Source organism: Proteus sp. fly-1067, assembly GCF_040139345.1.
GTDB classification, from domain to species: Bacteria; Pseudomonadota; Gammaproteobacteria; order Enterobacterales; family Enterobacteriaceae; genus Proteus; species Proteus vulgaris_B.
The window spans coordinates 169,064-191,836 of sequence record NZ_JBEEUL010000006.1; the positions used below are offsets into that span (position 1 = coordinate 169,064).

Sequence of the window (22,773 nt, forward strand, 5' to 3'; positions counted from 1 at the left end):
GCTAAGCGGTCTTTATCCGCTTGAATTTTATCGGCTTGCTCTTTGGCTAAGCGGTCTTTATCCGCTTGAATTTTATCGGCTTGCTCTTTGGCTAAGCGGTCTTTATCCACTTGAATTTTATCGGCTTGCTCTTTGGCTAAGCGGTCTTGTTCGGCTTTGGCTTTCTCCGCTTGCTTTTCCTTAGTATGAGCATTTTTTAATTCTATTAATCTATTTTGTGCTTCATGATGTATTTCATTTAAATTTGTCAAATTTAAAAAATCTTCAGAATTATTCAATGAACTCAATTGAATATTGATGTCACTCAATGCTTTCAGATGATTTTTTTTATCTTCTTCATATTGTTCATTCTGATCATTTAAAATAACATGATCTTCATATGAAGTTTCAATAAGATCTATTTTTCGCTGATTTTCTTGTATTTTGCTTATGATTTCTTGAATGTTTTTTTCTCTCTCTTTTTTCTGTTTTTCTAAGTTACTTATTGATGAGGAAAGATTGTTATTAAGTAGGTCAATAGTTTCTTTTGATTTTTTAATAATATTTTCTATCAATAAAATATCATTACTAGAGTAAATTTCTTTGATGTTTTCTCGATATTTTTCCTCAATTCTTTTCTCTAATGAGTCTTTGTTTCGCGTTGAAACTTTCCATGCAACAGATTTCCATTTATTATTTTGATCATCAGCAACGCCATAAATAATGTTCCCATCACTTGTGATAGAGAGAGCTTCAGATTCATCACCTTGTGCTAGGTGTTGAAGAGGGTAGGTTTTATTATCATTTTTAAAATAGATAAAGGCTTGCCTTAAATAATATGAATTAGCGATATTTTTATTATATGATGGTCTTTTTCTTTCATATTCAGACCAACCTACAATACTATTACCGTCATCAGAAATACCTGTAGCTTCAGAATTAACTTCAAAGTCTTGTGGTGATAATGGATTGTGTAATGGTTTAATATCAGTGATTCTATTATCAGATGGAGTATAAAAATAAGCTCTACGGAAAAGCCTATTTTTCTGTGGATCCATTGATTCATACCATCCAATAAAGGTATTATTTTTAGAGACAGAATTTATTCTAGATGAGCCGTATTTTGAGGTTGATATTTTATTTAAAATATGATTATCAGGATCATAAATAAAGGCGATGTTGATGTAGTCAGGAGCATGATTTTCTTTTCTTGCTAAAATGCCATAAGTATACTTTCCATCAAAAGTAGCACCTAATATATTTTTATTTTCAAATTCTCTTTCTTTACTTAATAGTGTTTTTTTATAAGCAATAAAACGATTTATTTCTTTATGTTTGATAATATCATTACTCTCAATTTCATTTAATGGAATATTTTTTTTATTGTGAGTACTATAGATAAATGAATCATTAATATCGAATAAGGCATCTTTACCTTTAGAATAAAGGAAGTATTGTCCATCTTGAGTAGAAAAATAACCGTGATGGTTAATATTTTTATGAGATATCCTTTCCATTTCTTCTAAAATAGTATCGTATATAAAGAAGATATCTTGTTCATTCTGAGTTCCTGACCCAAAAGCATAACGACCATTCTCAGAAAGAGAATGAAAACGAATAAAAGAAATACCTTTTATTCTTATAGGGGTAAAATCATTACCTGAATTATAACTTATGTTGCTATCTGTATATATATCATCGGATATAATAATAGTATTTCCAGATTTAGAATTCAGTATATTAGGTAGTGTTCTTTCCTCCATGGAACCATTAAGATGTAATGTATGAGGATTAGTTTTTATATAATCTTTTTCTATACTTTGAAAGTCAAAAGGTATGTTTTTTTTGGCAGATGGATCTAATTCTGAGATTTTGAAATTATAGTTGGCGTAATTATATGATGGGATTACTAATAAAGTGCTAATTAATAATTTAAGCTTTGTTTTATTTATATTCATTGAAGATAAAGCCTTGTGTTGGGAGCAGGTTATCGGAGATTAATAATAACTTCTCAAGCTGTCAATATAAGTGTGCTTTATTTTAAAATAAAAACTAACTTAGTTGTTTTATTAATTAATATATATTTTATTTCTATTTTATTTATTTTTATTATGAATATATTTCTGGGGATTTAATTAAAATTATACCTTTTTTAATAAGTTCTTTTTTTAATAATTTTACATCTTCTTTTTTTGCTGACGCCCATTCTGCTGCTTCTCCATATACACCATGATTATGAAAAGCATTAATTCTCACTGGAATGGATTCCCCCAATGAATTAATAAACAGGGAAAGTAATTCAATATTCTCTAAATAATCGGTTTTTTCTGGAATATATAAAAGACGTAATTCTGTAAGTAAATTATTATTAGCTAACCATTTGATTGACTCTTTAATTCGTTGATTACCTCTTCCTGTTAAATAAATATGGGTATCTTCACTCCAACTTTTTAAATCAATCATAGCACCATCCATATACGGGGCGATTTTTTGCCAGCCATTAAGTGAAAGAGTGCCATTACTGTCGATTAAACAAGTAAGATGCTTCAGATCAGGTGCTTCTTTTATTGCTTTAAAATAATCAATTAAAAAAGGAAGTTGTAATGTAGATTCACCACCACTTACTGTTACACCATTAATAAATGCTGCATATTTACGTGTGATCGCAATAAGCTCATCAACAGTGTAGGTTAATGTCATAGGGCTTGATTGGCGAGGACATTGCTGAATACAGGTGTCGCATTGTTCACAACTGGCGCTATTCCAGCTAATAACGCCATTTTGTAATGAGAGTGCTTGCTGAGGGCAGGTTGGAATACAGTCACCACAATTGTCACAGATACCCATCGTATAAGGATTGTGACAATTCTTGCAGCGCAAATTACATCCTTGTAAGAAGATGGCCAGACGATTGCCTGGGCCATCTACACAAGAGAAAGGAAGAATTTTATTTATTGAAGCGCATCTGCTGTTCATGACTAATAACTCGAGGTTTGCGTTCAGCAATATGACAGTTTGCCGTCGCTTCATCACCCAGCCAAGTGGTATTTAAGCGAGAGCCTTCTTCTTTGTATTTTTTCAAGTCGGATAGGCGCACCATATAACCCGTGACACGCACTAAATCATTACCACCTACGTTAGCGGTAAACTCCCTTAGCCCAGAAGCAAATGCACCTAAGCAGAGCTGCATTAAGGCATCTGGATTTTGTTTAATGGTTTCATCCACTGTTAAAATATCACTGATACCTGAAGTATAAAATTGATGGTGAGGTGCGACAGTCATTAAATGTGTCACGGGATCAGGCTCTTTACCATAAGGAATACGAGTTGCTGGCGTAGTACCAATATCTGAACTAATACCGGATTGTGCATGTAGCATTGCCCGATGTTTCCAACCATATTTAACCGGTGTATCTGCAACAAATTGTGCTAACTTTTCACTGATGATGTAACTGAGTTTATTAGCAGACTCATTATCACCATAAGCAGCTTGTTGACCTTCTTTTTCAAGTAACAGAGCAACCGCTTCAGCCATGCCATAAATACCAAACATGGGTGCAAAACGATCAGGTGAAATTAAACCCTCTTCCACTAAAAAACTTTGGTTAAAAAAGTGAGATTTTTCATAGAGAAACTCACAACGAGCATCAATGATCTCAATTTGTTTTTGCATATAAAAAGGCAATATATTATTAAGAAAATCGAGGCTATTTTGGCTACGCTGTGCAACCTCTTTGAGGTTTATACGCACTAAGGTGCTACCACCGCCACTTTGAGGCAGAGAGTTATAACAACTCACAATTCCATATTCATCTTTGCCGAATACGGCATCTTGCAACGTACCATTAGCTATATGGGGTTTACTGCTGTGGCAAATATTAGTGATGGCTTGGTAAAGTAGATCTGTTGGTGTTGAATTCGCATCGTAGATAAATGTGAGATTAGGGGCGACTTGTTGAAGTTCAACATCCACTTTAAGAATTAATCGGGTAAGAATTGAGTCTTCAGGCCCAATATTGGCATGCATAAACGCATCTGGCAGGGTTCTATCAAGATAACGCCAGAAGCGTTTTAATTTAGGGTAAAGCTGCTCTTCGGTAAGTTCACCCACATAAGGCAGTAAAATTTTATCGATACGACCTAAATATACTGGCATAGAGGTAACCGACGGAACATGATGATAAAGAATAGTGAGCATATTCAGCGCATCATCAAAATCTTGGGCCGGCTCTAATTCTAAATAATGGGAACCTTGTGCTAAAAACTTCGCATAATCCGGTAAGACATAGCGCGGTTTGTAAGGGGCATGACCTTCATACATATCGCAAATAACCCGTTCATCAAGCGCTTTTGCGGCATCCATAGAAAGTGATGGATAAGGCAGCATATTCTCAGCTTCTAACGCGAGAAAATGGCGTTTTTGTTCAGGAGAAAGAGTTGAATTTTCTACGATTTGTTGACAGCGTTCGATAACGGATTGTTCAGTCATAACCACCTCAGTACTCAAAGAGCCAGAAAAAGATTTAAAACTTATTTTTCAGGTTAATGACTTAGTCAGAATTTACCGTGACTTTAAACAAAACCCCTTTAAAGATTAAGGAAATAGCACGAAAATACGTATAAATTAGATATATCTAATTTGACTTATGGCTAATTAGATATAAAAAAGTGAGTTCAGTTAATGATCCACTAAACTCACTGAGTAGTTTGTTAAAAGAGTAAGAATTTATGTTTTATCTATTTTATTATCAGTGTCATTATTTTCTTCTCTGACACTCTCTTTTGATTCATTTCCTTCATTATTTTGATCTTCGCTTTCTTGATCTTCTTCTTTTTCAGTACGAGGCGGTAAATTTGCCGTTAATAAATAAGGCGATTGTTGCCAATGCACTGGTGTTAACTGAAGCAAGTTATGTGAAAGTAAAAAGCCAATGGCGAGCGCAACTAACAGCATCACACGTAATAAATTTGTTGTGTTATCGACTTGGCTTGATTCAGTGACCAACTGGTGAGTATCTAATGTTAGCCTTAAAAAACCCTTCGGTTTATCTTTACCCGGTACGGGAACAACAAGCTGGTGATTAAAAGAACCGCCACTTTTTTGCCCTTCTAGTGCTAATCGCTCTTTAACAGTGACATTTTCACCACTATGCGCTATTTGTGTACCATCTTCTAAATAAAGACTGGCATCAAGCACCCGACTATTGTGAGTTAGATGATTTAAATTAGCCATAATGAGGGGATTTACGTTATCTTTGCTACTGTCATCCAGATAAGTGGATAAAGAGAACGCAACTTGTTCTGCCAGCGTTTTTGCAAGCTCTTCAAACTGGGTAATACGGGCATGCTGATTAGCACGGCTAAAATAAGACGCGCCCTGCATAAGAAATGCCAATAGTGCGATACAAATCAGTATAATCGCCGTTTTTTGTAGTTTGAATTTTAGTTTGTCTTTAAGCATGTTCATCCTTTTGCGTAAGCAAGTATATGCATGTTGCCAGATGAGCCAGAGATAGAATAGGCTGAATAACGATTATTTTGTTCAGACAGGGGAAAACAGGAGAATAAGTATGTCAAATAGTCTGACCTATTGCTATTTACCGGATGAAATCCGTAAATGGCCAGGTCTGCCATTATCACTTAGTGGTGAAGAGGTGATGCCACTGGATTATCGTGCTGGCGATAGCGGATGGTTACTTTATGGTCGCGAACTTGATAAGAAAAGAATAAGTGAGTTCCAACATAAATTAGGCGTGGCAATTGTGGTGGTTTCTTCATGGCGTATTGATGATTACCAAGTTGTGCGTATTGCAGGAAGCTTAACCCGTAGAATTCGCCGTTTATCTGATGAATGTGGCCTAGATGTCGTTCCACTAGGTGAAATTCCTCGCTTGCGTTCTCCAGGCCTTTTAGTGATGGATATGGACTCAACGGCTATTCAAATTGAGTGTATTGATGAAATCGCCAAACTTGCGGGAGTGGGTGATAAAGTTGCGGCAATAACAGAACGCGCTATGCAAGGTGAAATGGATTTTAGTGAAAGTTTAAAACTCCGTGTTGCTGAGCTTAAAGGAGCCGATGCTTCTATTTTGCAAAAAGTGATGGATGATTTACCGCTTATGCCAGGATTAACGAGTCTGGTACGTAAACTTCAAGCAATGGATTGGCATATTGCTATCGCATCTGGCGGTTTTACTTATTTTGCAGACAATTTAAAACAAAAATTACGCTTAGTGGCGGCGATTGCTAATCACCTTGAAATTAAAGATGGCAAGCTGACAGGAAAAGTAAAAGGCACCATTGTTGATGCGAAATATAAAGCTCAAGTGCTTGCGCGTTTAGCTAAAGATTTAGAGATCCCAATGGAGCAAACCATTGCCATCGGTGATGGCGCAAACGATCTTAAAATGTTGAGAAAAGCAGGATTGGGTATTGCCTATCATGCAAAACCCAAAGTGTATGCTCAGGCAAAAGTCGCTATCCGTCATGCTGATTTAATGGGCGTGATGTGTATTTTAAGTGGTGGTTTAAAACACGAAGAACGCTAAAAGCGTTTTTTAGAATTGTTATCGTAGGGAGAGAAGTGTGGCAAAAGCAGCAAAAAGAGCCTTTGTATGTAATGAATGTGGTGCAGATTATCCTCGTTGGCAAGGGCAATGCTCGGCTTGTCATGCATGGAATACAATTACAGAAATTCGTCTTGCGGCCACCCCTTCCTCCCGTAATGAGCGCTTTAGTGGCTTTGCCGGTGATGCTAAAGGTGTTAGCCGAGTACAAAAATTATCTGAAATTAGCCTTGAAGCATTACCTCGATTTTCAACAGGATTTAAAGAATTTGACCGTGTTTTAGGGGGCGGTGTTGTACCAGGAAGTGCCATCTTAATTGGGGGTAACCCTGGTGCGGGTAAAAGTACCTTATTACTGCAAACCATGTGTCTTTTAGCGACACAAATGAAAACACTTTATGTGACTGGTGAAGAGTCACTTCAGCAGGTTGCTATGCGTGCACATCGATTAGGTTTACCGACAGCAGAACTTAATATGTTGTCAGAAACCAGTATCGAACAAATTTGTTTAATTGCCTCACAAGAACAGCCTAAATTAATGGTGATTGACTCTATTCAAGTGATGCATATGGCAGATATTCAATCTTCACCGGGTAGTGTTGCTCAAGTGCGAGAAACCGCGGCTTATTTAACGCGTTTTGCTAAAACCAATGATGTTGCCATTATTATGGTGGGTCATGTGACAAAAGATGGCACATTGGCAGGACCGAAAGTATTAGAACACTGCATTGACTGTTCTGTTATGTTGGATGGTGAAACGGACTCTCGTTTTCGTACTTTACGCAGCCATAAAAACCGTTTTGGTGCTGTTAATGAGTTAGGTGTGTTTGCGATGACAGAGCAGGGATTACGAGAAGTGAGCAATCCCTCAGCTATCTTTTTAAGTCGAGGCGATGAAATCACATCAGGCAGCTCTGTTATGGTTGTGTGGGAAGGTACAAGACCTTTGCTGGTGGAGATACAAGCGTTAGTTGACCACTCGATGTTGTCCAATCCTCGCCGTGTCGCCGTGGGATTAGAGCAAAATCGCCTTGCTATTCTACTTGCTGTTTTACATCGGCATGGTGGATTACAAATGTCTGATCAAGACGTTTTTGTTAATGTGGTTGGCGGGGTAAAAGTTACGGAAACCAGCGCAGACCTAGCCTTGTTACTATCATTAGTATCGAGTTTTCGTAATCGTCCTTTACCACGCGATTTAGTGATATTTGGTGAAGTTGGCCTTGCGGGAGAAATTCGACCTGTACCTAGTGGGCAAGAGCGAATCGCAGAAGCAGCAAAACATGGTTTTAAACGAGCCATAGTACCGAGTGCAAATATGCCAAAGAAAAATCCACCGGATATGAAAGTGTATGGTGTGAAAAAACTGTCAGATGCCTTATCTGTTCTTGATGATTTAGAAGACTTCTAAAGGAGTTAATTATGGGACCTTTTGATTATATCAAACAGGCTATCAGAAAAAATGGGTATACCTTACAACACGTTGCTGATAAAAGTGATATGACAAAAGGCTATCTTAGCCAATTGATTAATAATAAAATCAAGAGCCCCAGTGCGCAAAAAATGTCGGCATTACACCAATTTTTGGGGTTAGAATATCCCGTCAAAAAGAAAACAATTGGTGTCATTTTTGGTAAGTTTTATCCTCTTCACACTGGGCATATTTATTTAATTCAACGTGCTTGTAGTCAAGTTGATGAATTACATGTGATCCTCTGTCATGACGAACCTCGTGATAAGGATCTATTTATCAATAGTGCGATGTCACAGCAACCGACTGTCAGTGACAGATTACGCTGGTTATTACAAACTTTTAAATATCAAAAAAATATTCGTATTCATGAGTTTGACGAACACGGTATTGAGCCACAGCCCCATGGTTGGGAAATGTGGAGTGATGGCATAAAAACGTTTTTACGTGAAAAACAAATTACACCTGATTTTATCTATACCAGTGAGCGGGAAGATGCGGATCAATATAATGCTTTCTTGGGGATTGAAACGGTTCTGATTGATCCTGAACGCTCATTTATGAATATCAGTGGCAGTCAAATTCGCCAAGCGCCTTTTAAATATTGGGAATATATTCCAACAGAAGTTAAACCCTTTTTCGTGCGCACAGTGGCTATTTTAGGCGGTGAATCTAGTGGTAAATCAACATTAGTCAATAAGCTTGCCAATATTTTCAATACCACGAGTGCATGGGAATATGGTCGTGATTATGTCTTTTCACATTTAGGCGGTGATGAGATGGCATTGCAATATTCTGACTATGATAAAATTGCATTAGGACATGCTCAATATATTGATTTTGCTGTTAAATATGCAAATAAAGTCGCTTTTGTTGATACGGATTTTGTCACAACACAGGCATTTTGTTTACGTTATGAAGGTAAAGAGCATCCCTTTGTTCAAGCTCTAATTGATGAATACCGTTTTGATTTAGTTATTTTGCTAGAAAACAACACGCCATGGGTAGCGGATGGTTTACGCAGCTTAGGCAGTGAAAAAGATCGTCGCCTCTTCCAAACTTTACTGATGGAAATGCTAGATAAAAACAATATTGAATATATCAAAGTGAATTCCCCTGATTATGACGAACGCTTCTTAAGCTGCGTTGAATTAGTCAGAGAATTATTGATGATGCAATCAAAACATATTAAGTAACATTATGATTAAAAAACGCCATTAATGGCGTTTTTATATTGGAAGGATAAGAATAATCACTTGTCTTAAAACCCAACGCTTTTCTTCCTGAATAAATTCCCTTTATTCTTTGCCACTGATGATCTATCAGAACAAAATCACTTGCCAAAAGATAAAAATACATAAAAAAAACTGCCAAATAAGCTATCTACGTAATAATGCTATTTTTTTCAATAAGGTGAAAAAGGTTACTGAAAATTAATTCAGGGATCTTTATGATAGATATCAGGTATAGATTTATCGGTGTGTATTTCTTTTGCCATTAGGTGTGAGGAGTCACACTCTCTATCTTCATTCGCTCAGGTGAAGCAGACTATTTTTCGTAAAAGGACAAGATAATGGCGCAACCTTCCCGTGTTTCATATCGTATTAAGAAAACGGTCATTTCGTTAGCGATTGCTACTTTAGGTTTTACCGTCTCATCAACTGCATTGGCTTACCAAAAAGTTCATCAGCCAGATAATAGTTATCAGCAATATGTTTCTCAGCGTCAAACAGTTGATAGCTTGATCCAAGATGCGTTAGATGCCTTTAAATCTCCGGCACGAGTGTCAGATGCAGGGTTTACGGGAAAATTGCCATCAAATATGGAAATAGTGGCGCAAAAACTGCAACAAGCTTATAAGTTAGAACCTTACCGTCTCGATTTATTATTTAGCACCGCAAGTGCTTATATCTATAACAATGATGTTCCTCGCGCGATTACTATTTATAAACAGATCTTAGAAGCAGCCCCTGATGATATTGATGCATTAATCTATGTCACTTCATGGACACGTTTTGAAGGTAAAGACAAAGAAAGTGAAGCGTATTTCAATAAATTGAAATCATTAAACCCAGCTAAAGCTGAAGAGATTAGTCGCTTTTTTGCAGAGATTGATCGCGTAAGTAAAATGCCTTTAAGTGATAAATTAACACCAGCAGATTTGGCAAAATTAAATAAAACCAAAGAAAACAACGCGATTGTGACATTGGGTTATGCATTAAATCCCGATGGCACAATGAATAAGATTTTAATTGAACGCTTAAATAAAACCTTAGAAGTGGCTAAACAATTACCTGAAGCCATGATTGTCGTTACGGGTGGCGTGCCAAAAGCGCATCAAACGGAAGGTAAATTAATGGCAGATTGGTTGGTGAAAAACGGTATTGCACCAGAGCGTATTTTCCAAGAAAACTATGCCCGTACAACAGTCGAGAATGCATTATTTAGCCGTTATGCATTAACTAAACATCGTATTAAAACGGCCGTTATTATTAGTTCTGGCAGCCATGTCCGCCGTGCCGATGCGATTTTCACGCTTGCAAGTTGGCAAAGTGGCCCAAGTGATATTACTTACTTAACGGTTGTTGCACCTGATAAACCATTAGCTGAATTACAAAAAGCCAGTAAATCAGATATACAAGGTATTTATCGTGATGGTTTAAAAGCGTTGGGATTATGGAGTTTCCGCAGTTATCCGCTAGAAGAGCGTTGATGGGCGCGTTTTAACGCTAATTAACTTAGAAAAAAATCTCCTCAATAACAAAAATGATTGAGGAGACTTTTATCATTTTCATCATTTTCATCATTTTTTCAATATTAAACAACGATAAAGCATTCCTTCAATATCTTGTTTTGTACTTATAAAAAGTAATATATCGACCGTATTATTTTCTTCATTGAATTCATATAAACAACGAAACTGACTGTTCACATCAATACGTTCATGAATAGCGATCCCTTTATCTGCCAACATTGCATTATAACGATAACGGGTAGGATCTTGAGAAATAGCATCAATAGCTGAGTCAAAAAGTTGATCTATAAATACAGCAGCGGTTTCACTGTTATTGATGCAACTGAGTTTAAATGATTCCGCATCTTTTAATGACCATAGAGCTGTCTCTGATACTCTAATGTTTACAGTTTTTTTCAAAAGCACCTCTAATATTAAGTTCGAGATCCACGTAGTTTTCTTTTGACATCTTCAGGAGACATAACTTGCTCATTTGCTATATCTTCTTTCGCTATCATTACCAATTTCAATAGAGCATTTGATTGACGCTCTTTTTCTCTTTCTTGTAACTCCAGTTGTCTTTCTTCAGCTGTTTGTACAAAAAGCTCCGCTTGACCATTTTTTGTAATATAAACACCACCTTGAAATAATTCTGGATTACCAAGTCCTTCTCGAGCTAGTTTTTGCGACATCGTTATAGACATAATAATTACCTTCATTTAATTGCTATTCATATGCAAGATAGACATAAATAGCGAACTCCTATAATTATTGACTTTATCTTGCTATCACATAGGGAGTGATAATGATTATTTTATTATTTTTCGCTGCGGTGTCAAATTTATTATAAATTTGTACACGCTTAATTTTTATTGAATTGATAACAATTATCATTACTATTGTTTCTCACAATAGTTTATAACGAGAATAATAAAGTGAGAATTCCTCTGATGATATGCGCATTGATGGCCTCTTTTTCCAGTTTTGCTAATTGCTTAGACGTAACTGAAAATAAAGAAATGACAGGTCAGTTTGATAACAACAATACGTTGTGTTTTACCGCTCATTTAGAAAGCCAACGCTATGTTGAATTAAACGTAAAAGGGATACAAAACCTGTGGTTAGAGAAACAAGACGGCACTCATATTCGTAGTTTATTAAAAGATATTCCCGCTGATGGCCAACAGAAAGTACGCTTTCTATTACCTGAAACGGCAAATTATCAATTAGTTGCACAGGGCGAAACTAAAAAGCAGTGGCAATTCACGCTAACAACACAACCTTATCAGCCTTTAGATAAAGATGCGGGGATTGCACCTGTTAGTCCTCGTTTACAAACACTCGCTCAACAACTAAATCAACAAAGTATTCAGGTGTTTTGGCAACAAATACGCCAAGAAGGGGCTCCTCTGATTGAGCCTTATGATAATGACAAAAAGTTAGTCACCTTTTTATGGCGAGGAGCGAAGTCGAATGTCTATTTGTTGGGATCGCCAGAGGGTAATCATGATCCGTTAACACATTTAGCCAATAGCGATATTTGGTATCGTAGTTATATCGTGCCTAACGACACATTAATGCAATATAAATTAGCGCCCGATGTGCCTGTTATTGAAAATTCAGAACCCTTTGAGCAACGTCGCGCGATTTTAACCACCGCTCAAGCCGATCCGTTTAATTCCCAAAATTCTCCAAGTCAATCTGAGGATATCTATAATCACTTTTCTTTATTATCGTTAGACAAGAAACGTGAATGCCAATTACCCGGTATTCTTGATAGAACAATGAAAGGCAAAACAGAAATTGTTCGTTTTCACAGTGAAATCTTAAATAATGATCGTGAAATAGCACTTTATCTGCCAGCACAAAAAATGGAAATACCACGAGTCCTCGTGTTATTCGATGGTCAAACGTATCGTCGCCAATATGGTATTGATAAGTTTTTTGATAAGCAGATCGAGGAAGGAAAATTAACACCTATGATGATCCTATTTGTTGATAGTATTGATAGTGATCGCCGTAGTGTTGAATTACCACCAAATCCTGATTTTTACCGCTTTTTAGCAGATGAATTATTTGTTTGGCTAGAAAAAGAGAAGGGTATTCAAGTTTCAGGCGAAGAGACAATAGTCTCAGGATCAAGCTATGGCGGATTAGCTTCTTCATGGGTTGCTCTTAATCGCCCTGATCGCTTTAGTAAAGTGTTGAGTATGTCCGGCTCTTATTGGTGGGCGCCCGAAAATGAAGAGCCTGAATGGCTTATTAGACAATTTGAGCAAGCAGATAAAAAGCCATTACAGTTTTTCTTAGAGGCAGGGCTATTTGAAAGTCGTGGTGATAAAGGCGGTATTTTAAATAATAATCGTCACCTTAAGCAGGTTTTAGAGCAAAAAGGTTATCCGGTTCAATCACTCGAAATGGCCAGTGGGCATGATTATATTTCTTGGTGTGAAACCCTGTATTTGGGGGCTAAAGCATTAACCCAAGAGAATGACTAGTTTAAGATCTCAACTCGATACCTCGCTTTAACAATATGCTTTAATACAACAGAAGCTTATACATGCATTCGCGGTATAAGCTTTTTGTTTGTCATTAACTTGTCATAAAGTTGTCATCGAAATCGCTTTTACTCTTCATTTCTCTGTCATTTAACTGCCGTAAGCTTTTCCTGACTTAAAACATTAATCCTGTTTTTTTTACTTTAGAGTGCAAGGAAAAAGCTATGTCTCATCGTTACCAACGTTCTATTTTATCCGTTATTGTAACAACGCTATTGGCTGGCGCGAGTTTCTCTTCTTTTGCAGCTCCCGTTGCTGCTGATGCAATTTTGGCACAAGATCGCGCAGCAAAAGGTAATATCACGGAATTTGGCGGTGCTCGCCGTATGACTCAAGATCAAACTGAGGCATTAAAAGCAGCTTTAAATAACAACCAAGCAAAAAATGTGATCCTCTTTATTGGTGATGGTATGGGGGATTCTGAAATCACTGTTGCACGTAACTACGCTGAAGGTGCGGGCGGTTTTTTTAAAGGCATTGATGCGTTACCAATGACGGGTCAATACACACACTATTCATTAGATAGAAAAACACAAAAACCTAACTATGTAACAGATTCGGCAGCCTCAGCAACGGCATGGGCTTCTGGTGTGAAAACGTATAATGGTGCATTAGGGATTGATGTTTTTGGTAAGGATCACCAAACCATTTTAGAATTAGCAAAAATCAATGGAAAGGCAACGGGGAACGTGACTACATCTGAAATTCAAGATGCGACACCAGCTGCACTATTTTCCCATGTCTCTGGACGTAAATGCTATGGTCCAGTTGAAACCTTAGAAAAATGCTCAACTAATGCATTAGAAAATGGCGGTAAGGGTTCTATTTCTGAGCAATTATTAGTGACTCGTGCAGACGTTACGTTAGGGGGCGGTGCAAAAAGTTTTACTCAAACTGCTACAGCAGGAGAATACAAAGGTAAAACGTTAGAGCAACAAGCCATTGAGCGTGGTTATCAAATCGTCAAAGATGCAAAATCGTTAGACGCAATTACCTTGGCAAATCAAGATAAACCGATATTAGGCTTATTCCATGAAGGGAATATGGCTGTTGCATGGGAAGGCCCTAAAGCGGTTTATCATGGCAATATCAATAATCCGCCATTAGAGTGCAAACCTAACTCTAAACTCGATCCTAATGCGCCAACATTGGCACAAATGACTAAAAAAGCGATCGATTTACTGAAAACTAATGAAAATGGTTTCTTCTTACAAGTCGAAAGTGCCTCTATTGATAAGCAAGATCATAATGCTAACCCTTGTGGACAAATTGGTGAAACGGTTGCGTTAGATGAAGCTGTGCAAATCGGTTTAGATTTTGCGAAACAAAATGGCGATACGCTGATTATTGTCACCGCTGATCACTCTCACTCTAGCCAAATCATTGAAGCTGATGTGAAATCTCCTGGCTTAACACAAGCATTGATCACGAAAGATGGTGCCGTAATGGTCGTGAACTACGGTAACTCAGAGACTGATTCACAAGAGCATACCGGTTCTCAATTACGTATTGCGGCTTATGGTCCTCATGCAGCTAATGTGGTTGGATTGACGGATCAAACAGACTTGTTCTTCACAATGCGTGATGCAATGGGACTGAAATAAATTTAAGTTAATACCATAGTCTGTCTGAATTTGTAGTCGAATTGCCTTACTAACTTGTTGTATTTTCACGCGACGTAGAGAGATACCCTCTCATCGCGTTTTTTTATGTATTAATTAAAATAAAAGGATAATAAATCAATAGGTTATTTACAGCTTGATTTTGAAAGTGACATATTCTCTGTTATAATTAACAGAACTTACAAATTAATTTCTGTAATATTCTCAACTTCTCCATTGATTATTGCACTTAAATTGCAATATCTTTTTGTCTAATAACCCAACGTGTTATTAAGGCATTATCCATAAAAATCTTTTCTCAGATGTATTATCTGCTCATGGTCTTTCTCTTTTTATGAGATTGAAGGAGAAACAGAGTCAAACAAACAACGATAAAAATAAGGTTATTATTTCTATGCTGACACTGCTTCATTTACTCTCATCAGTCGCACTTCTTGTTTGGGGAACACATATTGTTCGTACAGGGATCATGCGCGTCTTTGGCTCTGATTTACGCCGAATTTTAGGTAAAAGTATTAATAAAAAATCCAACGCTTTCCTTGCGGGGCTTGGGGTAACGGCATTAGTTCAGAGCAGTAATGCAACGGCACTTTTGGTTATCTCTTTTGTGACACAAGGACTTATTTCGATTACACCTGCACTTGTTATTATGTTAGGTGCGGATGTAGGTACGGCACTTATGGCACGAGTGCTGACGTTTGATCTCTCTTGGTTATCCCCACTTCTTATTCTTATCGGGGTAATTACTTTTTTAAGTCGTAAAAAAGAGCGAGTAGGGCAACTTGGGCGTGTAGGGATTGGCCTTGGTTTAATTATTCTCGCTTTGCAACTGATCGTGACATCCGCAGAGCCAATTACCCATGCGAGCGCTGTACAAGCTATCTTCACATCATTAAGTGGAGACACTGTTTTAGCTCTCTTAGTGGGCGCTTTGTTTGCCATGGTGAGTTATTCAAGCCTTGCTGCTGTTTTATTAACGGCGACATTAAGTGCGACAGGGTTAATGCCTTTGTATATCAGCTTATGCATTGTGATTGGTTCTAATATTGGTAGTGGTTTGCTGGCATTAATGAGTAGCCGAGGACAAAATGTTGTTTCTCGCCAAGTCGTATTAGGAAGCCTGTTTTTTAAATTGATTGGTGCATTTCTGGTTTTACCTTGGATAACCTTGATTGCGAATAAAATTCAGCAATACGGTTTTTCTCCAGCAGAAGTCGTTATTTATTTTCATGTTATTTATAATCTTGCACGCTGTGTATTGATGATCCCTTTTGTCGGCATAATGGCAAAATTATGTCAGCGACTTATTCCTGAATTACCAGCCACAGGATCTGAAGTTGCGCCTCGTTATTTGGATCAATCTGCTATTGATACTCCATCTTTAGCTATCGCTAATGCGGTTAGAGAATCACTACGATTAGGTGATGTTGTGGAACAAATGTTGCAACGTTTTACTGCATTAATGGAAGGTGATCGTCAGCAAAAAAGGGAAATTAGCCAGTTAGAAGAAGAGGTTGAATTGCTCCATAGCAGCATTAAATTGTACATGGCGCAAATTCAGCAGCATGATCTGGGAGCTGAAGATTCTCGACGCTGGGCGGAAATTATTGATACAGCTATGAATTTACAACAATCATCCGCTATTATTGCGCGCATGTCAGTTGAAGTGGTGAGTAAAGGTTTAAATCATCACTTATTTTTATCGGAGGAAGGGCGTCGTGAATTACAGACACTCCTTGAGCGTCTGCAAAGTAATCTGAATCTGGCGATGTCGGTATTTGTTTCCGGCAACATGGAACATGCTCGTAAGTTACGTCGAGCAAAACATCGTTTCCGTTTACTTAACCAACGTTACTCGTTTGCACATGTAGAACGTCTTCATTTGCATAATATGCAAAGCATTGAAACCAGTTCTCTGCATACCAGTTTGCTTGGTGATATGAAACGGTTGAATTCCTTATTCTGTGCGGTGGCTTACCACGCACTAGAACGAAGTGAATCATCATCAGAACAGGTTAATCTTTAATAATGAAAAATGTTATTCGGCAATTAACACGAAATGAAATTCCACAAGTTTGGGAAATCGATAGAACTGAGCTAATTGAAAAGCTATATGTATTAAAAGAAGGAAAGTTGCTTTTATCTGAGCAGCGTTTTGATATGAAAGGTTGGCCAGAAGGTGAAGCAGAACATTACACCCCTGTTTTACTTGAAAGTTTTGATCGTGGAGCACCTTTTTGGGGCGTTTTTGAACATGATCGATTAATTGCTGCTGTAAGTGTTGATCCGAAAAAGCGCGGTAAAAATGATAGTCTACTTCAACTCTCTTTTTTACATGTTAGCCACCAGCAACGTGGGCAAGGTTTAGCACGAATACTCTTTGACTATTGTGTGAAATATGCGAAGGAAAATGGTGCAGATGGATTATATATCTCATCAACACCTTCTGAAAATAGTGTGAACTTTTATCAGCATTTAGGGTGTCACTTAATTGATATTCCTGATCCTGAACTTTATGAAAGAGAGCCTGAAGATATTCATTTGGTCTTTTATTTTATAAAGCCAAATAATGCATAATTTCGTTTATTGATAACATAATAAAATAAAACGCCTTTTATTGAGAAATAGAAAGGCGTTTTTTTATGTTTTAGAAAATGCTTTAACCCTTTAAAAATTAAGGATATAGAGAGTTTTTTTTCTTTATATAAGTTGATTTAGTACAGGTGTTATATATAATAATGAAAATCATTATCATTAATGGTGAGTTATTATGGCTAAATCAACACGCTTATCTCCAGTCGCTTCTTGGACATCTCGTATCAGTTTATGGGAAATGTTAGCTGTTTCTTCTTTATTCACAGTCATTATGCATTCTATTGCTGGAACATCTGCATTTACGTTAGTTTTAGTTGTTTCAATGCTGCTATCAACATTGATGCTATTCCATAAGAAATTGCAGATGTGGGTGATGATCCCTGCTGGTGTTGTGTTGACTTATAGCTTAATGACATTGTTAACCACATATTATGGATAATAAATAGGGAGCAATAAAAGATTATTAACGGGTTGTTATCAAAGGAAAAGAAAGGTTAATTGAGTGGTGCGAAGAGGGGGACTTGAACCCCCACGTCCGTAAGAACACTAACACCTGAAGCTAGCGCGTCTACCAATTCCGCCACCCTCGCAGTCTTACTCAATTATTTAGCGTTACAAAAAATGTGTTTGGTGCGAAAAGGGGGACTTGAACCCCCACGTCCGTAAGGACACTAACACCTGAAGCTAGCGCGTCTACCAATTCCGCCACCCTCGCAATCTAAACATTATCTTTTGTAGATAGGAGGCGAATTTTAGGCCTTTTATTTTTAGCGTCAATTATTTTTTATCATTAAATTATCTTGGTGATGAAAAATAAAACACCTTGAATTATCATTCAAAATCGGCCCCAAAAAATAAAGCCCTGTTTTAGATAACAGGGCTTGTGATTAATCTTTCTTAGTGGCTTGGTAAACTTTAAATTTACCTGTTGATGCAAGCACTTCATGAGAGCCAAATACATGATCCAGTATGTCTGGATAAGGGATAAATGAATTCGCTACAATGCGTAATTTACCGCCTTTTTTTAGGTAATTTGGTGCAAGACGAATAATATCTTCAGCCGCGGTATAGCTTGTACCTAAACCATCATGGAAAGGCGGATTTGAGATTATCCAATCATAAGTTTCTTCAACGGCAGAATAGACATTACTCGCAATCACTCGGCCTTCTAATTCATTCACATTTAATGTCGCAATACTGGAAGAAATTGCAGCTGCATTTACGTCACACAAGGTGAGTTTCAGCATTGGATTTTTCTTGCCTAATACTGTAGCGAGAACACCACATCCGCACGCCATATCTAGTAAATCACCCACCATTGCATCATCAAAAGTTGAAAGTAATAAACGGCTACCTTCATCTAATGCATTTTGGCTAAAGACACCTGGTAATGCCATTACGGTTAAATCGTCATGACGATAGGTTTGCCACCAGTTATTACGGTCAAACAGTGTTTGATATGTTTGTGTACCAAAAAATAAGCTACAACGGCGCGCTGAATCTATTTTTTTTAGTTTAGCGATACCGTTCATTAATTCGGTTGCACTTTTAACACCGCTACGGTTTTCACCAACGATAAAGATTTCAGTACCCACTTGTAAGTTAGAGCAAAGGCTACGCAGTTGGAAAGTGGCTTCGTTTTTATTTTTAGGCCAAAAATAGATCAAGGTATTGCAATATTTCACAAAGGATTGATCTGCAACTAAACCGAAGAGTGCATTATCACCCATTGATTTTAGTAATGGTAACCATTGGTGATATTGGTTTGTATATGCTCTGACACTTTTCGCCTGGATCTGTGCCGCAAAAGTATCTTGAAGATCACCTGCAATAAGTACATGCCTGTCTGCGAAATGATCTAGGTGACGAAGAATAACTTCGCTAGCAGGGGACAGTGAGGACATTATGATTATTACTCCTTAAAAAACATGAGACGCATGATATCAGATATAAAGAAACCGACGCTATTTATTGGCGTAGTTTATGCCCTCTGATACTATGTACCGTTGTTCTACACTTGATAGGTAAGCATAATGAGCCGTAAAGACAGAATGTTATCCCAACTAGGAATTCGTCAGTGGGTACTTCGTAAGCCTGCTGTGTTAAAAGGCGAGCATTCTGTGCAATTTCCGGATACAACACGTTTACTTATCATTACTGATGATACCGTTGATCTAAATAACGGGCTTTTCTCTGATATTTTTAGCGCCATGGGGATAGATAAAAACGAAATCTATTGTATTACAACAGACGATGTGAGCATGCTCACAGAATCATTTGATCTTCCCTGTTGGTTATTAGGCACTGATCTCATTCTTCCCTCTGAATATACTTCTTTGAGAAGCCCTTCATTGCATCAATTATATTTTGATGCCGATGCAAAACGCGATCTTTGGAAACAAATCTATCAATATGAAGACCATTTCACCCTTAAACCCTGCTGATTTACCTTTAGCATGGCAAATAGAAAAATTAAGTCATTCATTCCCTTGGAGTGAAGAAACATTTTATAGTAACCAAGGAAGTCATTATTTTAATCTGAAAATTTGCATTGATAATATTATTGTAGGTTTTGCAATTACGCAATTAATATTAGATGAGGCAACACTTTTTAATATCGCAATCCATCCTGATTATCAGGGGAAAGGTTACGGCAAAGCACTATTATTGGAACTGATTGAAACACTTGAGAAAAAAAATATCACTACCTTATGGTTAGAAGTGCGAGAATCTAATGAAAAAGCGTTCAATCTCTATGAATCTATAGGATTTAATTTCGTTTCAAAACGTAAAAACTATTACCCAACAAAGACGGGAAATGAAGATGCGATTATCATGGCTTACCCTATTTCTTTCTAAGTAAATATTTATTTAAGTTAAATTTAAAGCGCCTTGTATTGGGCGTTTTTTTTATTTTATATAGAATGGTTGAAATTTATTTTTTATTAATTTTATTTAAAAATTATCTTAATTTTCACTTAATGGAAATTTATCAAGTTAATTTCACTTTTGTCATGCTTTCATTGTGAGATTAATGTGATTATAACGATGTTAAAATAGTGAATGATATATAAAATAAGTAAATCGAGTATTTGGTTTTGTTTTAAATAAAGTGATTTATCTCTAAATATACAGAATTAAATTTAAAATAAATGTGTATTTGTTTTAAATGTTATATTCAATCCCGCTTTTAGCTGAAAATAAATAGGCTAATTCTTGGCTTTATTAGTAGCTCATAAAGTCAGTTTATAAAATTTTTAGTAAAATAGTTTTATTGTGAGTATCAATGAAACAATGTTGCTCTATAAGGCAATAGATATGATTAATTTTTTCAAACACTAGGCATCACACCCACAAGCAGATAAAATAGTAACCATTGATTGTTTATACAGACAAGATAGGCGAAAATAAGCGCCAATTAAGATTAACTTGCGAGTTGAATGTCTTTATAGTCACTTTAATTATTAGTTATATAAGTATATCAGTGCTTTACATTCACTCGTCTATCAACCAGAAGATCACCATTGATGTCTAATCCTATTTTTCAGCAAGAAGTTGCTCGTCGTAGAACTTTTGCCATTATTTCTCACCCCGATGCGGGTAAAACAACCATCACTGAAAAAGTGTTGTTATTCGGACAAGCGATTCAACGTGCAGGAACCGTAAAAGGGCGTGGTTCAAATCAGCATGCAAAATCTGACTGGATGGAAATGGAAAAACAACGTGGTATTTCTATTACAACTTCAGTTATGCAATTCCCTTATGCTGATTGTCTAGTTAACTTACTTGATACCCCAGGGCATGAAGACTTCTCTGAAGATACCTATCGTACTTTAACGGCTGTTGACTGCTGTTTAATGGTGATTGACTCTTCTAAAGGGGTCGAAGATCGTACACGTAAGTTAATGGAAGTAACACGTTTACGTGACACTCCAATTTTAACTTTTATGAATAAACTCGACCGTGATATTCGTGACCCAATGGAAGTCATGGACGAAGTTGAAACTGAGCTAAAAATTGCTTGCAGTCCGGTTACTTGGCCTATCGGTTGTGGAAAACTTTTTAAAGGGGTTTACCACATTCTCAAAGATGAAACTTATCTTTATCAAACAGGTCAAGGCCACACTATCCAAGATTCTCGTGTCATTAAAGGATTAGATAATCCAGAGCTTGATGAAGCGATAGGTGATGATTTAGCAAGCCAATTACGTGACGAATTAGAGTTAGTACTAGGTGCATCTCATGAATTTGATCATGAAGCCTTTTTAGCGGGTGAATTAACGCCAGTGTTCTTTGGTACAGCATTAGGTAACTTTGGTGTTAACCACATGCTTGATGGCCTTGTAAAATGGGCCCCAGCACCAATGCCTCGCCAAACAGATATGCGCCAAGTTACAGCAAATGAAGAAACGTTCACCGGCTTTGTTTTTAAAATCCAAGCAAATATGGATCCTAAGCACCGGGATCGTGTAGCATTTTTACGTGTTGTATCTGGTATGTATGATAAAGGTATGAAATTACATCAAGTCCGGATCAAAAAAGATGTAGTGATTTCAGATGCATTAACCTTTATGGCAGGCGATCGTTCCCACGTTGAACATGCTTACCCTGGCGATATTATTGGTCTTCATAACCATGGTACTATTCAGATTGGTGATACTTTTACTCAAGGTGAAATTCTTAAATTCACGGGTATTCCAAACTTTGCGCCAGAGTTATTCCGTCGTATTCGTTTACGTGATCCATTAAAACAGAAGCAGTTACTTAAAGGATTGGTACAGTTATCAGAAGAAGGTGCTGTACAAGTCTTTAGGCCATTGGCAAATAACGATTTAATCGTCGGTGCAGTCGGTGTGCTTCAGTTTGATGTGGTTGTTGCAAGACTTAAGAGTGAATATAACGTTGAAGCGATTTATGAATCCGTTAACGTTTCAACGGCACGCTGGGTTGAGTGTGATAACGAGAAGAAACTCGAAGAGTTTAAACGTAAAAATGAACAAAACTTGGCACTAGATGGTGGCGATAACTTAACGTATATCGCACCAACGATGGTGAACTTGAACTTAACGCGTGAGCGTTATCCTGATGTGGAGTTCCATCAAACACGCGAACACTAATTTACTCGTCATACTTCAAGCTACAACGTTGTTGACTACGTTCATTCGCGCTAGTCACATACTTATGTATGCTCCTAGCGACTTATTCACTTGTCGCCTAGTTGTAACTTGAATTATTTAGAGTAAAAATA

At 37.1% G+C, this 22,773-nt stretch carries 19 protein-coding genes and 2 tRNA genes; 12 read left to right on the plus strand and 9 right to left on the minus strand.

Features of this window, described 5'->3' with window-relative positions; all coding sequences use genetic code 11:
- From ABN217_RS10680 to ABN217_RS10695, 4 genes are all read right to left on the minus strand, one after another.
- The coding region (locus ABN217_RS10680) for a hypothetical protein (RefSeq protein ID WP_349459388.1) at positions 1-1,937 on the minus strand (1,937 nt) is incomplete at its 3' end.
- Positions 1,938-2,088: 151 nt separating this feature from the next.
- Positions 2,089-2,955: a YjjW family glycine radical enzyme activase gene (locus ABN217_RS10685; protein ID WP_196554864.1), complete on the minus strand. Its 867-nt coding sequence runs from the start codon at positions 2,953-2,955 to the stop codon at positions 2,089-2,091.
- Positions 2,927-4,468, minus strand: a complete 1,542-nt coding sequence (locus tag ABN217_RS10690) for a YjjI family glycine radical enzyme (RefSeq protein ID WP_349459389.1) — start codon at positions 4,466-4,468, stop codon at positions 2,927-2,929. The genes ABN217_RS10685 and ABN217_RS10690 overlap by 29 nt, the downstream gene beginning before the upstream one ends.
- Before the next feature lie 237 nt (positions 4,469-4,705).
- On the minus strand, positions 4,706-5,440 hold the full coding sequence (locus ABN217_RS10695) for a YtjB family periplasmic protein (protein WP_349439475.1): 735 nt from the start codon (positions 5,438-5,440) through the stop codon (positions 4,706-4,708).
- Positions 5,441-5,549: 109 nt separating this feature from the next.
- On the opposite strand from ABN217_RS10695, the gene serB reads away from it, so the two are divergent.
- The 4 genes from serB (at position 5,550) to ABN217_RS10715 (ending at position 10,729) form a co-directional block, all read left to right on the plus strand.
- On the plus strand, positions 5,550-6,527 hold the full coding sequence (serB, locus tag ABN217_RS10700) for a phosphoserine phosphatase (RefSeq protein ID WP_196554861.1): 978 nt from the start codon (positions 5,550-5,552) through the stop codon (positions 6,525-6,527).
- A gap of 37 nt (positions 6,528-6,564) precedes the next feature.
- A complete protein-coding gene (gene radA, locus ABN217_RS10705; RefSeq protein ID WP_072069019.1) occupies positions 6,565-7,956 on the plus strand; it encodes a DNA repair protein RadA in 1,392 nt (463 codons plus the stop codon).
- Between the two features lie 11 nt (positions 7,957-7,967).
- Positions 7,968-9,212 carry a multifunctional transcriptional regulator/nicotinamide-nucleotide adenylyltransferase/ribosylnicotinamide kinase NadR gene (gene nadR / locus ABN217_RS10710; protein WP_349459390.1) on the plus strand — a complete coding sequence of 415 codons (1,245 nt, stop codon included), beginning with the start codon at positions 7,968-7,970 and terminating at the stop codon, positions 9,210-9,212.
- Between the two features lie 377 nt (positions 9,213-9,589).
- Positions 9,590-10,729 carry an ElyC/SanA/YdcF family protein gene (locus tag ABN217_RS10715; protein ID WP_197269867.1) on the plus strand — a complete coding sequence of 380 codons (1,140 nt, stop codon included), beginning with the start codon at positions 9,590-9,592 and terminating at the stop codon, positions 10,727-10,729.
- Between the two features lie 90 nt (positions 10,730-10,819).
- Here ABN217_RS10715 and ABN217_RS10720 read toward each other — a convergent pair whose 3' ends face one another.
- Positions 10,820-11,170, minus strand: a complete 351-nt coding sequence (locus ABN217_RS10720) for a type II toxin-antitoxin system RelE/ParE family toxin (RefSeq protein ID WP_196554858.1) — start codon at positions 11,168-11,170, stop codon at positions 10,820-10,822.
- A gap of 14 nt (positions 11,171-11,184) precedes the next feature.
- Entirely contained in the window at positions 11,185-11,454 is a 270-nt protein-coding gene (locus tag ABN217_RS10725) for a hypothetical protein (RefSeq protein ID WP_072069015.1), read from the minus strand.
- A 246-nt stretch (positions 11,455-11,700) separates the two neighbouring features.
- Between ABN217_RS10725 and ABN217_RS10730 the strand changes: the two genes are divergently transcribed.
- The 5 genes from ABN217_RS10730 (at position 11,701) to ABN217_RS10750 (ending at position 17,964) form a co-directional block, all read left to right on the plus strand.
- A complete protein-coding gene (locus ABN217_RS10730; RefSeq protein ID WP_349439476.1) occupies positions 11,701-13,248 on the plus strand; it encodes an alpha/beta hydrolase-fold protein in 1,548 nt (515 codons plus the stop codon).
- A gap of 224 nt (positions 13,249-13,472) precedes the next feature.
- Positions 13,473-14,912 (plus strand): alkaline phosphatase, encoded by a 1,440-nt coding sequence (gene phoA / locus ABN217_RS10735; protein WP_196554856.1) that lies wholly within the window; start codon positions 13,473-13,475, stop codon positions 14,910-14,912.
- Between the two features lie 412 nt (positions 14,913-15,324).
- Positions 15,325-16,956, plus strand: a complete 1,632-nt coding sequence (locus ABN217_RS10740) for a Na/Pi cotransporter family protein (protein WP_196554855.1) — start codon at positions 15,325-15,327, stop codon at positions 16,954-16,956.
- Between the two features lie 2 nt (positions 16,957-16,958).
- The gene (locus ABN217_RS10745; protein WP_196554854.1) at positions 16,959-17,507 is read left to right on the plus strand and encodes a GNAT family N-acetyltransferase; all 549 of its coding nucleotides are present in this window, start codon (positions 16,959-16,961) and stop codon (positions 17,505-17,507) included.
- A gap of 193 nt (positions 17,508-17,700) precedes the next feature.
- Entirely contained in the window at positions 17,701-17,964 is a 264-nt protein-coding gene (locus ABN217_RS10750; protein WP_072069011.1) for a DUF1435 family protein, read from the plus strand.
- A gap of 64 nt (positions 17,965-18,028) precedes the next feature.
- On the opposite strand, the gene ABN217_RS10755 is transcribed toward ABN217_RS10750, so the two are convergent.
- The 3 genes from ABN217_RS10755 to rsmC form a co-directional block, all read right to left on the minus strand.
- Positions 18,029-18,115, minus strand: a tRNA-Leu gene (locus ABN217_RS10755).
- 38 nt (positions 18,116-18,153) lie between these two features.
- Positions 18,154-18,240, minus strand: a tRNA-Leu gene (locus ABN217_RS10760).
- A 172-nt stretch (positions 18,241-18,412) separates the two neighbouring features.
- Positions 18,413-19,429 carry a 16S rRNA (guanine(1207)-N(2))-methyltransferase RsmC gene (rsmC, locus tag ABN217_RS10765; RefSeq protein ID WP_072064368.1) on the minus strand — a complete coding sequence of 339 codons (1,017 nt, stop codon included), beginning with the start codon at positions 19,427-19,429 and terminating at the stop codon, positions 18,413-18,415.
- A 129-nt stretch (positions 19,430-19,558) separates the two neighbouring features.
- On the opposite strand from rsmC, the gene ABN217_RS10770 reads away from it, so the two are divergent.
- The 3 genes from ABN217_RS10770 to prfC all read left to right on the plus strand — a co-directional run bounded on the left by ABN217_RS10770 (position 19,559) and on the right by prfC (position 22,642).
- Positions 19,559-19,969, plus strand: a complete 411-nt coding sequence (locus ABN217_RS10770; RefSeq protein ID WP_072069009.1) for a DNA polymerase III subunit psi — start codon at positions 19,559-19,561, stop codon at positions 19,967-19,969.
- The gene (rimI, locus tag ABN217_RS10775; protein ID WP_151436106.1) at positions 19,938-20,384 is read left to right on the plus strand and encodes a ribosomal protein S18-alanine N-acetyltransferase; all 447 of its coding nucleotides are present in this window, start codon (positions 19,938-19,940) and stop codon (positions 20,382-20,384) included. Before ABN217_RS10770 ends, rimI begins: the two co-directional genes overlap by 32 nt.
- A gap of 668 nt (positions 20,385-21,052) precedes the next feature.
- Complete coding sequence (gene prfC, locus ABN217_RS10780; RefSeq protein ID WP_072069007.1) at positions 21,053-22,642, plus strand: peptide chain release factor 3; 1,590 nt, start codon at positions 21,053-21,055, stop codon at positions 22,640-22,642.
- Positions 22,643-22,773: the final 131 nt, after the last annotated feature.